This window comes from Actinoallomurus acanthiterrae, assembly GCF_054775715.1.
This window is the reverse complement of the sequence record NZ_BAAHCO010000001.1, coordinates 10,896,115-10,908,372: the sequence shown is the minus strand read 5'-3', so window position 1 is coordinate 10,908,372 and position 12,258 is coordinate 10,896,115. Positions and strand designations below refer to the sequence as shown.

Here is a 12,258-nt window from a genome sequence, read left to right as displayed (position 1 = left end):
ATCACACAACCCCCCGAGGGAGACCTTTCTGTCACGGGACGTAGATCCTTGATTGCATAGCGTCCCTGATAAGTTACGAACTGCTAACGAAACCTCCCGGCGACGGTGTCCCGCCGGGGGGTTTCTCGTGAACTGGCCGCCCAGCGGGACGAGCGCCCGGTCCTGCGCCGTAGCTCCCGGGCTCAGCTGAGACGCTCGAAGACCATCGCCATTCCCTGGCCCCCGCCGACGCACATCGTCTCCAGGCCGAAGGTCTTGTCGTGCCACTGGAGACCGTTGAGGAGCGTGCCGGTGATCCGCGCCCCGGTCATGCCGAACGGGTGGCCGACGGCGATCGCGCCGCCGTTGACGTTCAGGTTGTCGATGTCGACACCCAGGTCCTGGTACGACGGGATCACCTGTGCGGCGAACGCCTCGTTGATCTCGACGAGATCGATGTCGTCGATGGTCAGGCCGCCGTTCTTCAGAGCACGCCGAGACGCCTCCACCGGCCCGAGTCCCATGATCTCCGGCGACAGCGCCGACACGCCAGAGGAGACGATGCGGGCAAGCGGGGTGATGCCGAGTTCGGCGGCCTTGGTGTCGCTCATCACGATGACCGCGGCCGCACCGTCATTGAGCGGGCAGCAGTTACCCGCGGTGACGGTGCCGTCCGGGCGGAAGACCGGCTGGAGCTGCGAGACCTTCTCCAGCGTCGTACCGGCGCGCGGGCCGTCATCCTTGGCGACGACGGTCCCGTCCGGAAGTTCGACCGGCGTGATCTCGCGTTCGAAGAAGCCGTTCTTGATCGCCTCTTCGGCGCGATTCTGCGAGCGTACGCCGAACTCGTCCTGCTCGGCGCGGCCGACGCCACGCCGCTGGGCGACGTTCTCCGCCGTCTGGCCCATCGCGATATAGACGTCCGGAAGCGTGCTGTCCTCCCGCGGGTCGCGCCAGGTCTCCGCGTTGCCTTCGGCCCGTTTGGCGGTACGGGCCTGGGCCTCGGAGAACAGAGGGTTCTGGGTGTCGGGAAGACCGTCGCTACTGCCCTTGGCGAACCGGCTGACCATCTCCACCCCGGCCGACACGATCACATCGGCCTCGCCGGACTTGATGGCGTGGAAGGCCATCCGGGTGGTCTGCAGGGAAGATGAGCAGTAGCGGGTGATCGTGGCGCCCGGCACGTTGTCGTATCCGAGGAGGATGGCGACCACGCGAGCCATGTTGTAGCCCTGCTCGCCGCCGGGCAGTCCGCAGCCCAGCAGAAGATCATCGATGTCATTCGGATCCAGCTGCGGAACCTTGTCCAACGCCGCCCGCACGATGCGGGCGGTGAGGTCGTCGGGACGCAGGTCCTTCAGCGACCCCTTGAACGCTCGCCCGATCGGGGAACGAGCGGTCGCGACGATGACAGCCTCAGGCATGATGGAACTCCTCCTCCTTGGCCGACCCGGGCACCGATGGCCCTGTGCCCCGTTCGCAGGCTACTGCCTATCGGCGCTCGAACCTACTGATGGGTAGCCAATCGAAGGGTCATCAACTCGGCAATGCCGCGGGCGTCTGGCTGTCGCACGAACCGCCGTTCATTCATCCGGGCATCTGCGGACACCCTTGCGCAAGGACCGTCGAGTGGCCGGGCGGATGGGAGTCGCATCCGGCGCGCCGTGGCCTGCGCTGAGGCCTGTGTCGCGGCCTGTCCCGTGGCCTGCCCGTGGCCTGCGCTGCGGCTGACGCGTCAGCTGCACCCGTGGCTAGCCGAGCATTCCCGGGACGGTGCCCTCGGCGTCATGCCGACCGTGCAGACCGCCGCGTTCGTCTCGCCACACTCGCCAACCATCGACGGCGCCGGTGTACCAGCCAGGCGGCGGTTCGGTGGACGCGAGCCTTCGACCGGTCATCATGTCGTACGGACATACGGCGGGGATCGGAAAGAACCCCGTGCTTCCGTTGATCTTCAGGGGTGACGGTGTCGTCGTGCAGAACGACCACGCCCGGACGTGCCCGGCGATCAGCCCTCCGGTCCGAAGGTCGTACGTCTGACCGGGATGGCCTGGTCGGAGCAGGCCCAGCGCTGACAGGTCGGCGGGGAAAGCGGGCCACCGGTCGGGGCCGGAGTTCGGCGGTGCCGGGATTGCGGCCACGGCGCGGCCGGTGTGTGGGTTGAACTGGGTGAAACCGCCATAGCGGTCGTTGGGGTCGACGTCACGGGTCAGCAGCGCCACGGCGGGATTGGCGCTCGGGTACAGCCGGAGCGACCGGCGGTGGACCCACTGCAGCGCGCCGTCCTCCATGCGGAGCGAAAAGAATCCGAACGCCGACAGCGGTGCCTCCTGGCGTGCCCGGAAGGGAGCGAGGTAGCCGATCAGGTCGTCGTCGAGGGTGCCGAAGGACCAGCCGCCGGACAGGTCGACCGTGCCGCCGAGAGCCGGCTCGACAGGGAACGACCACAGCGACCGGCCGCTCGCCAGGTCGTGAGCCTCTATTACCGGATGTGCGGCGATCCGGAACACCACTACGCGTCGGCGATCGGCCCATTCGACCTCGGCGACGCCCGGCATGGTCCACGACGTCTCGCCGGTGACGGGGTCGAGTACCGCGAACCGTGCGTTCTTCCCTGCGGTGAACTCCGACAGGCAAAGCGAGTCACCGCACCGCGTAGGCCCGAACGTCGTCCCGACAGGACGCGCCCACCGTTGACCTCCGGTACGGACATCCCGGCCGACCACAGCGGCCCCGGAAGATCGTGGCTCGACGCTTCCCACGACGGCGCGGTCCGGCGGCCCGGCCACGGTCGGCGGCACGACGCCCAGGTCGGCCGGGCGGCCCGACGTCGTGGCCGGCCGAGACCACAGGCGCCGTCCGGTGGCGAGGTCGAAGACGATCGTCCACAGCCGCCCTGCGCCGTCGAGTGAGGTGACCGCCGTGACGCCTCCGCCGACCGCCGGCCGACTCACGACACCGGCGGATGCGTCCTGCCATCCAGCGGCGGCGGAGGTGGGATCAGCCTGACCGGACACCGAGCACCCGAGAGCGGCCGACAGTGTGGCGAGCTGGAGGGAGGCGACCGCGATGCCGCGCCGTGAGCGTCCAGCGTGGCGCCGGTAGGCGCGAGGGGGCGGTCCGGAACACCCGTCACGCCGTCGCCCGCTTGGCGCCATGCTCGTCTCCCGGAGGGGTCGTCCACGCGTGGACCGACGGTAACAACAAATCGCGACGACTGCAGTACGGACCGTGATGATGGTAGGTGAGGTACCTTCTGAGCAGAACTATTGCCGACGACAGGGACGTCGCTGGTGCAAGTGCACAACTCGCTGACGGAGCTCATCGGGGACACCCCCTTGGTACGCCTCCGCAACGTCACGACCGAAGCCACGGCGCAGGTCCTGGCCAAGGTCGAATATTTCAATCCGGGCGGGTCGGTCAAGGACCGCATCGCCGTTCGCATGGTCGAGGCCGCCGAAGAGTCCGGCGCCCTCAAACCGGGCGGCACGATCGTCGAACCCACCTCCGGCAACACGGGCGTCGGACTCGCCATCGTGGCCCAGGAGAAGGGGTATCGGTGCGTGTTCGTCTGCCCCGACAAGGTGGCGAACGACAAGATCGCCGTGCTTCGCGCGTACGGCGCGGAAGTCGTGGTGTGCCCTACCGCGGTGTCTCCTGACCATCCGGACTCCTATTACTCGGTCTCCGACCGCCTTGCCGCGGAGATTCCGGGGGCCTGGAAGCCCGACCAGTACGCCAACACGAACAACCCGCGCTCGCATTACGAGACGACGGGCCCGGAGATCTGGGCGCAGACCGAAGGGCGTGTCACGCACTTCATCGCCGGGATCGGCACGGGCGGCACCATCACCGGAACCGGTCGATACCTCAAGGAGGTCTCGGGCGGGCGCGTCCAGGTCATCGGTGCGGACCCGGAAGGGTCGGTCTACTCCGGCGGCACCGGCCGTCCGTACCTCGTCGAGGGCGTCGGCGAGGACATCTGGCCGGAGACGTACGACCGCGACATCTGTGACCGGGTCATCGCCGTGAGCGACAAGGATTCGTTCACCATGACCCGGCGGCTGGCGCGCGAAGAGGGGCTACTGGTCGGTGGTTCCTGCGGGTTGGCGGTCGTGGCCGCGCTCCGAGTCGCGGCCGAGGCCGGTCCGGACGACGTGGTCGTCGTCCTGCTGCCCGATGGCGGACGAGGCTACCTGTCGAAGATCTTCAATGACGACTGGATGGCCGACTACGGTTTCCTCACCTCCGAGACCGAGGAGCCGCGAATCGCCGATGTGCTCGCGCGGAAGGGCTCCGGGCTGCCGGAGTTCGTGCATGTTCACCCGCATGAGTCCGTGGGCACCGCAGTGTCGATCCTCCGCGAGTACGACGTCTCCCAGCTGCCTGTGATGAAGGAGGAGCCGCCCGTCATGGCAGCCGAGGTCGTCGGCTCCGTGGGGGAGCGTGACCTTCTCGCGGCGCTGGTGAGCGGCAAGGCGGCTCTGGAGGACCCGCTGGGAGACCACATGGCGCCGCCGCTGCCGATGGTGGGGTCAGGAGAAACCGTGAGCAAGGCCGTGAGCGTCCTGGAGAACGCCGGTGCCGCCGTCGTGCTCGTCGACGGCAAACCGGCCGGTCTCATCACCCGGCAGGACCTTCTCGGTTTCCTCGCAAGCGGCTGAGCGCCGCTGCGTGGCTGTTCCACGCGCTATCTGGCTGTACCACGTGCTACCTGGCTGTTCCCGCACCCACGTGGTGAGTTCCCGCGCTGAGTAGTCGTTCCCCGTGAGGAGGCCTATTGCCTCACGGGGAACATTTGCACATGGTGAGAGGCTGACTCTGAACGAGCGGTGCCTGTGCAGCCCTCGGCGCCGACCTTGAGAACCTCTGGTCGTCCGAGCCCGGTTGCTAGCCGTCCGATGGCTCGTCGCGCGGTGGCTCGTCGCGTGGCGGTTCGCCGTCTGGTGGTTCGCCGTCTGGTGGTTCGCCGTCCGGTGGTTCGCCGTCCGGTGGTTTGCCGTCAGGTGGGCCCGGCGGCTTCTGGCGGATGGGACCCGCGCGGTCCTCGTGGTTCTGCTTGTGAAGGTTGTGCCAGCGGCAGAGCGGCTGACCATTGTCGAGGTCGGTGCGGCCGCCTTGCGCCCAGGGCTGTTTGTGGTCGATGTCAGCCCAAGCCGGTGGCCGATCGCAGCCCTCCGCAGCACACGTGTCGTGCAGGGCGAGGTAGATGTCGCGTTGGTCGCTGGAGAAAAGCCGACGGGTCCGGCCCCAGTTGAGTGGCTGCCCGTCGGCGGTGAACCGGTCGGCGACCGAACCGTCAGGCCCGATGAAGATCTGATGGATCCCGGCGTCGTGGCGCTGGATCATCTCCCGGATCTGTGCGGCGGTCAGGACGGTGCCGAACTCGGTGCGGCCCGCTGGAGCCTGAGCGGCCGGCACTTCGGGATCAACGGTGCCTGTGCTGGCGATCACGTGGACCCGCACCGGGGCGCCGCCGCGCTCCCGGTAACCGTGGCGCCCGGCCGCTTTCAACGCGACCTGGCAGGCGGTGACCAGCCCGCGCAGCCGCCGATGGCCGGGGAGGTTCTGCCAGCGCGGTAGCTCGGCGTTCGGCGCGGGCGCGAACGCATCGATCGCCTTCTCCACGATGGCGAGGTCCTCGGCGCCCATCTCGGCGCTGAGGAGTCCGATGCCGTCGATGCCCTGCCCGATGTTGAGGAACGCCTGCCGGTCGATCTGACGGCGGCGTCGCTCGGCGGTCTCGCCGTCGAGCGTCACCGCGATCCGGGTGGCGGCCTTGCGCAGCTGCCCCGGCGTCCCCGCAGAGGCGAACTCAAGAAGCGCCGGCTGGGCGGCCTCCGCCACGCGTTCGGGAGTCCAGGAGTCGGTCATCGTGTCAGCGGCTCGATCGATCCCTTCTGCGATCGTCGCGACATCCCCGAATTCGATTTCACCGTCGTCGAAGGCGGCGAGCGTGTCGGCCAGCAGGGAACGGCGAGCCGCGAGGGTGGCGAGCTGTCTGGCCTCCCATGGACGCAGTCGGCATCGCCGTCCCAGCCACCCGGTGAGGGACGGGCAGCCATCGGCCCCCGGACCGCCCAACGCGTCGAACCTGCCGAGTCTGCGTGCCGCCTCGAGCTGCAGACATCCGATCGCGCGGACGATCAGCGCGCTCTCCTCGCCTATGTCCGCCGCCGTGGAGGCGTCGATGTCACAGGCGGCCAGCATCGCCAGCCCCGCCTGGATCGATTCCAGAGCCTGAGCCGCCGATGCCGCCCCACCCGAGCCCGCCTCGCCGGAATCCACCCCACCTTCCTATCGCCCGTAGAGGCGCCGATGACAGCACGTCGCATCGCCCTGTGGACAACCGACGCCGATTCTGAAGCGGCGCGACCGACGAACTCGGTCTGACTGTCGTGGGTTGAGTCTCAAGCGACTTGAGCCCTCATAGTCGATCGCAGAGCCCGCTGAGGAACAGAGCCGGCTGACGAACAGAGTCAGCTGACGAACAGAACCCGCTAAGGGACCTCGCGCCGAGGACGCCCGGACGCGGCGCCGATCACAGATGCCGACGCAGACCTCGAACGCTGATCCGGATTTGCGGATTGGCCGGCACAGAGAAGCGCATCGATCAGTACAGAGAACCAGGAGGCGTGATGCCCGAAGCAGTCGCATCGTCTTCGGAACACAGGGTGATGTCAGAGAACGTCGAGCTCGCTGTTCGAGATCATGGCGGATCCGGCGATGCGGTCGTGCTGTTGCACGGGGGCGGCCGCAGCATGGAGGACTGGCGGCTGGTCGTGCCTCCGCTGGTAGAGGCCGGACTGCGGGTGGTGACGGCGGACCTGCGGGGGCACGGACGTTCCGGACCGGGGCTGTGGTCCTGGGCAGCCGGGCTTAGGGATCTGGCCGCGGTCGTCGAGGACCGAGGGCTGGATCGGCCGGCCGTGGTGGGACATTCTTTGGGCGGGCTGGTCGCGGCCCTTTGGGCGACGCGACACCCGGAGTGCCCTCTCGCGGTGAATCTCGACGGCCACACCAATCCGATCGGCCCGTTCGACGGGCTCGACGCTGAGACAGCGCGAGCCGCGGAGACGACCATGCGCGACTTCCTCGAGAGCTCCGTACGCCAGGCCGGTGACCCCGCACTGGCACGACTGGTGGCCGAGCTGGGCAACCTTGATCTTTTCGCTACCTACCGGGCGGCGCGCTGCCCGCTGGTGGTGGTCGCATCGGCCGGGCGAGGCATGGTCGAGCTGCTGCCATCCGACGTCGCCGCGGTGTTCCCGGCGTATCAGCGGGGTTTCGCCAAGGAACTGTCCGCAGCGGAGGCCGTAACGCCGCTGCTGTCCGTGGTGGACGTCGACACCGGCCATGATGTGCACTTGGAGGATGCCGATCGGGTCGTCCGCCTGGTTCTGGACCGGCTGGCTCCGGAAGCACGCCGGACGTCGTAGGCCGACGCTCGGACGCTTCGGATCCGCGGGGAATGCGTGAGGCTGGACGGTGTGAACGAGGACGGCTACTTCACCATTGGTCACGTGGCCCGGCTCAGTGGTCTGTCGGTGCCGACGGTTCGCTACTACTCCGACGCGGGGCTGGTTCCGCCCAGCGGCCGGACGGCCGGCGGTTACCGGATCTATGATCAGGAGGCGCTGACACGGCTGGAGCTCGTCCGGACTCTCCGCGACCTCGGTGTCGATCTGGCCACGGTCGCTCGTGTGCTCGCCGGTGCGGAGACACTGCCCGAGGTCGCCGATCGGCAGATCGCCGCCTTGGAAGTGCAGGTACAGGCGCTGCGCGTGCGCCAGGCCGTGCTGCGTCACGTCGTCACGAACGGTGCGGACGCCGCCGACATGGCACGCGCGAACCGGCTGGCCAGACTGTCCGTCGACCGGCGTCGCCGGATGGTGACGGATCTCATCGAGGAGGCGACCCGAGGGCTCGACATGGAACCGGGCTTCGCGGCTCATCTGCGATCGATGCTGCCCGATCTGCCGGAGGCCGCCGCGCCGGAACAGATCGAGGCCTGGGTCGAGCTGGCCCGGTTGGTCGGTGACGAAGGGTTCCGCGCGGACGTTCGGCTGGCCTTCGAGAGACACGCGGCCGATCGTGCCTCCGGCGCCGACGGGGGCGATCCGGCGAGCTGGCAGCGGGCCGAGAAGGCCACCGTCGCGCTCGCGGGCAAGGCGCTCGCGACCGGCATCTCGCCGACGGCTGCGGAGGCCAGGCCCATCGTCGAGGAGCTGGTCGCCGTCTTCGCCGACGCTCATCGAAGCCGCGACGACGCGGACTTCCGGTCATGGCTCGCCGAGCGTCTCCGTATCGGCGCGAATGCCCGGGTGTCGCGTTACCGGACACTGCTAGCCCTGATCAACGGCCGGCCCGCCAAGACCGACCCGGTACGGGCCGCTCAGTGGTTCCTGACCGCGCTCAAGGCGGCCGACAATCCGCCTGCTGCCGACGTCCCATCTCCGGTCGAGGTCCCGCCTTCAGCCAAGGTCCTACCTCCGACCGACGTCCCATCTCCGGCCCACGACCCGTCTCCGGTCGGCGTTCCGCCCCGAAGCGGCACCTGCCCCCCGCCTCCACACCTCACCGTCGATCCGCAACACCCGACGCAGCCCCTGACCAACGGCCCCTGACCAACGGCCCCTGACCAACGGCCCCTGACCAACGGAATCGCCAGAACGGAAGAAGCCCCGGCGACGCGACTGCGTCACCGGGGCTTCACCGTTCCAACTGCGATGAAACGCTACGACCAGCTGTCAATGGCCACGTACGGGCGCGAACCCACTGGGTCAGCTCCGACGATCGGCCATGTCGTACGACTCCATCGCGGGCGGTCCGGCCGGCGAACGGCGTCACCGTGCCCCGGCCACCAGGCCTTGTGCCCCATCAGCGCCGTGATGGACGGCACGAAGAACGCCGACATGACGAAGGCGGACAGGAGGATGCCGATGGCGACACCGAATCCGATCTCCGCCGACATCGAGTCGGGTGACAGGGTCAGCACCCCGAACGTACCGGCCAGGATCACACCGGCCGCCGCGACGGTCGGTCCGGCATGCTGGATGCCGAGCGCGGCGGCGCGCCGTGGGTCGTGCCCCTCGCGTGCCTCCTCGCGCAGTCGCGCGATCATCAGGATGTTGTAGTCCGTGCCGATCGCGAGGACGAAGAGGTACAGGATGATCGGGAGCTGGAACATCAGCCCGTCCTTGCCCTCGATCCCCTGGAACAGCCCGACGGTCGCGCCGAGCGTGGCCGCGAAGCCGAGCAGCACCGCGATCACCAGGTAGATCGGAGCGACCAGCGCGCGCAGCAGCAGCGCGAGGATCAGGCCGATCAGCAGCACCGCCACCGGGAGGATGACCGACAGGTCACGGTTGTTGATCTCGTTGATGTCCGCGAACGCGGCCGTGGTCCCACCGACGAGCACCTTGGTCCCCGGCGGCGCGTTCTGGTGGGCGAGGTCCCGGAACGGACCCTTGACCAGGCTGATCGCCTCGTTCGAGTTGGGGTTCAGCTTGAGGATGACGGTGATCTTGGCGACGGACTGGTCCGTGTTGAACTGCGGAGGCGACACCTGGCCGATGCCCTTGGCGCCCTGCAGCGTCTGGTCGAACTTTTGGACCGCGCTCTTGTCGAGCGGGCCGTTGCCTTGGACGTACACCTCGGTGGGAGCGGTCAGACCGGACGGCAGGCTGGCCCGGAAGTCCTTGAGCGCCTTGGCCGACTCGGTGTTCTGCGGGGCCGCGGCCTGGAAGTCGTAGTCGGCCTTGAAAGCGAGGGCGCCCGCGGCGAGGGCCGCGAGGACGAGGCCGGAGGCGACCGCGGCGACGACCGGGCGGCGCCCGACGCCGTTGCCGACGCGCACCCACAGTCCGGCCTTCGGCTCCTTCTTCCACGACTTCGACGGCCAGAACACGACGCGGCCCATCAGCGACACGACCGCGGGGACGAGCGTCAGCGACGTGATGAACATGACGCCGACGGCGATCGCGAGCTGGGGACCGAGTGCGCCGAACGCCTTGAACGAGGCGAGCACCAGGACGATGAACGCGGCGATGACGGCGCCCGCGGCGGAGGCGATGGCCTCGCCCACCCGCTCGACGCTCGTGATCATCGCGGTCTTCTTGTCCTCACCGGCCCGCAGGCGTTCCCGGTACCGGAAGAGCAGGAACAGGATGTAGTCGGTGCCGATGCCGTACAGCACGACGAGGATGATCGTGTTGAAGCTCTCGTCGAAGCTCAGGTCGAACGCCTTCCCGATGAAGGCGGTGACCGCGTTCGCCACCTGCGACACCAGGACGATCACGATGATCGGTAGCAGCGCCGCGATCGGGCTCCGGAAGATGATCACGATCAGCGTGATGATGAGAACGATCGTCGCGAGTCCGATCAGCGCCATCGTCTGCTGCTGGGACTTCTGGTTGTCCAGGCTGGACGCGAAGTTGCCCGTCACGCCGTACGTCAGCCCGCTGCCCTTCAGCTGGTCGGCGGTCACGCTGCGGATCTGCTTGACGGCGTCCTGGTTCTTCGTCTGCGTCTTGCTGTCGAACCCGTTGGGCAGTCCCGCGACGATGAGCTGAACCTTGTGGTTCTGCGACAGCATCTGCGGGCTGGTGACGACCTGCTGGACCTGCGGGATCGCCTTCGCCTGAAGGGTCTTGACGACCTCGCCGATCTTCTGCTGGTCGGCGGTCGTCAGCGCGCCCCCGTCGCTCCGCTTGACGACGACCATCTCGCGGCTGAACTTCTGGTCACCGGTCGGGAAGGCCTTCTCCGCCAGCTTCGACGCCGCTACCGACTCGTACTTGCCCGGCAGGAACGCCTGCTGGTCGGACTTGGTGGTCATTTTGGGGGCGAACACCACCAGGGCGGCCGCCGCGACGAGCCACGCGACGATCGTCCACCATGGGTGCCGTACGACACCACGCCCCAGCCATCCGAACACGGGTGGCTCCCCTTCGTAGATTGTTCTTGAGTACCGTCCGACTGTAGGCAGCCAAAGCCGTCCTTACCTCCCCTTGGCAGTTGATTTCCGGTCTAGTCCCTATGGCGGAGAGGGTTCATCCCTGGGTAGGGACGACGCGGTGCACTTGTGCCCCTCCCGAGGCACTAACCTCGCGTGCATGGACGGTTTCAACCACGGGGCCGGCTTCGAGACGCTCGCCATTCACGCAGGTCAAGAGGCCGATCCCGCGACAGGGGCGGTCGTTCCGCCGATATATCAGGTGTCCACCTACAAGCAGGACGGCGTCGGCGGCCTGCGCGGTGGATACGAGTACAGCCGATCGGCCAACCCGACCCGTACGGCGCTGGAGGAGTGCCTCGCCGCGCTCGAGGGCGGCGTACGGGGCCTGGCGTTCGCCTCGGGGATGGCCGCCGAGGACACCCTGCTCCGCACCATCTGCAAGCCGGGCGACCACGTCCTGATCCCCGATGACGCCTACGGCGGCACCTATCGGCTGATCTCGAAGGTCCTCACCCGGTGGGGGGTGTCGTACGATCCGGTGCCGCTGACGGACGTCCAGGCCGTACGCGCCGCCGTCCGCCCCGAGACGAAGCTCATCTGGGTGGAGACCCCCACGAACCCGCTGCTGGGCGTGGCCGACATCGCCGCCCTGGCGCACGTGGCGCGTGAGAGCGGCGCTCGCCTCATCGTGGACAACACCTTCGCGTCGCCCTACCTCCAGCGGCCGCTCGCCTTGGGCGCCGACGTCGTCGTTCACTCCACGACGAAGTACATCGGCGGCCACTCCGACGTGGTCGGCGGCGCGCTGGTCGCGGCCGACGTCGAGCTCGCCCAGGAGCTGGCCTTCCACCAGAACGCCATGGGGGCGGTCGCCGGGCCGTTCGACGCGTGGCTCACCCTGCGCGGCGTGAAGACGCTGGGCGTCCGCATGGACCGGCACTGCGCCAACGCCTCGCGGATCGCCGAGTTCCTCAGCCGGCACCCCCGGGTCAGCGCCGTGCACTACCCGGGCCTGCCCGAGGACCCGGGCCACGAGGTGGCGGCCAAGCAGATGCGGGCGTTCGGCGGCATGGTGTCGTTCCGGCATGCCGACGGCGAAGAGGCTGCCGTACGGGTCTGCGAGCGTGCCAGGATCTTCACCCTCGGCGAGTCCCTCGGCGGCGTCGAGTCGCTGATCGAGCACCCGGGCCGGATGACCCACGCCTCGGCCGCCGGGTCGCCGCTGGAGGTGCCGGGCGACCTCGTACGCCTGTCGGTCGGCATCGAGGACGTCGACGACCTGCTCGCCGACCTGGAGCAGGCACTCGAGGTCTAGGGCA

The 12,258-nt window shown here is 68.5% G+C and carries 8 protein-coding genes; 4 read left to right on the top strand and 4 right to left on the bottom strand.

Features of this window, described 5'->3' with window-relative positions:
- Window positions 1-182: 182 nt before the first annotated feature.
- Together ACYVF7_RS51420 and ACYVF7_RS51415 are read right to left on the bottom strand one after the other, a co-directional pair.
- On the bottom strand, window positions 183-1,403 hold the full coding sequence (locus tag ACYVF7_RS51420; protein ID WP_460354359.1) for an acetyl-CoA C-acetyltransferase: 1,221 nt from the start codon (window positions 1,401-1,403) through the stop codon (window positions 183-185).
- 327 nt (window positions 1,404-1,730) lie between these two features.
- Window positions 1,731-3,050 (bottom strand): outer membrane protein assembly factor BamB family protein, encoded by a 1,320-nt coding sequence (locus tag ACYVF7_RS51415; RefSeq protein WP_460358555.1) that lies wholly within the window; start codon window positions 3,048-3,050, stop codon window positions 1,731-1,733.
- A 222-nt stretch (window positions 3,051-3,272) separates the two neighbouring features.
- Between ACYVF7_RS51415 and ACYVF7_RS51410 the strand changes: the two genes are divergently transcribed.
- Entirely contained in the window at window positions 3,273-4,643 is a 1,371-nt protein-coding gene (locus ACYVF7_RS51410) for a cystathionine beta-synthase (protein WP_460354358.1), read from the top strand.
- A gap of 226 nt (window positions 4,644-4,869) precedes the next feature.
- Here the strand turns inward: ACYVF7_RS51410 and ACYVF7_RS51405 are convergent, their stop codons facing one another.
- Window positions 4,870-6,267, bottom strand: a complete 1,398-nt coding sequence (locus ACYVF7_RS51405) for an HNH endonuclease signature motif containing protein (protein WP_460354356.1) — start codon at window positions 6,265-6,267, stop codon at window positions 4,870-4,872.
- A 299-nt stretch (window positions 6,268-6,566) separates the two neighbouring features.
- On the opposite strand from ACYVF7_RS51405, the gene ACYVF7_RS51400 reads away from it, so the two are divergent.
- Together ACYVF7_RS51400 and ACYVF7_RS51395 are read left to right on the top strand one after the other, a co-directional pair.
- Window positions 6,567-7,418: an alpha/beta fold hydrolase gene (locus ACYVF7_RS51400; RefSeq protein WP_460354355.1), complete on the top strand. Its 852-nt coding sequence runs from the start codon at window positions 6,567-6,569 to the stop codon at window positions 7,416-7,418.
- A gap of 36 nt (window positions 7,419-7,454) precedes the next feature.
- Complete coding sequence (locus tag ACYVF7_RS51395; RefSeq protein ID WP_460354354.1) at window positions 7,455-8,606, top strand: MerR family transcriptional regulator; 1,152 nt, start codon at window positions 7,455-7,457, stop codon at window positions 8,604-8,606.
- A 110-nt stretch (window positions 8,607-8,716) separates the two neighbouring features.
- Here the strand turns inward: ACYVF7_RS51395 and ACYVF7_RS51390 are convergent, their stop codons facing one another.
- Window positions 8,717-10,918 (bottom strand): MMPL family transporter, encoded by a 2,202-nt coding sequence (locus ACYVF7_RS51390; protein WP_460354353.1) that lies wholly within the window; start codon window positions 10,916-10,918, stop codon window positions 8,717-8,719.
- 178 nt (window positions 10,919-11,096) lie between these two features.
- On the opposite strand from ACYVF7_RS51390, the gene ACYVF7_RS51385 reads away from it, so the two are divergent.
- Window positions 11,097-12,254: a cystathionine gamma-synthase gene (locus ACYVF7_RS51385; protein WP_460354352.1), complete on the top strand. Its 1,158-nt coding sequence runs from the start codon at window positions 11,097-11,099 to the stop codon at window positions 12,252-12,254.
- Window positions 12,255-12,258: the final 4 nt, after the last annotated feature.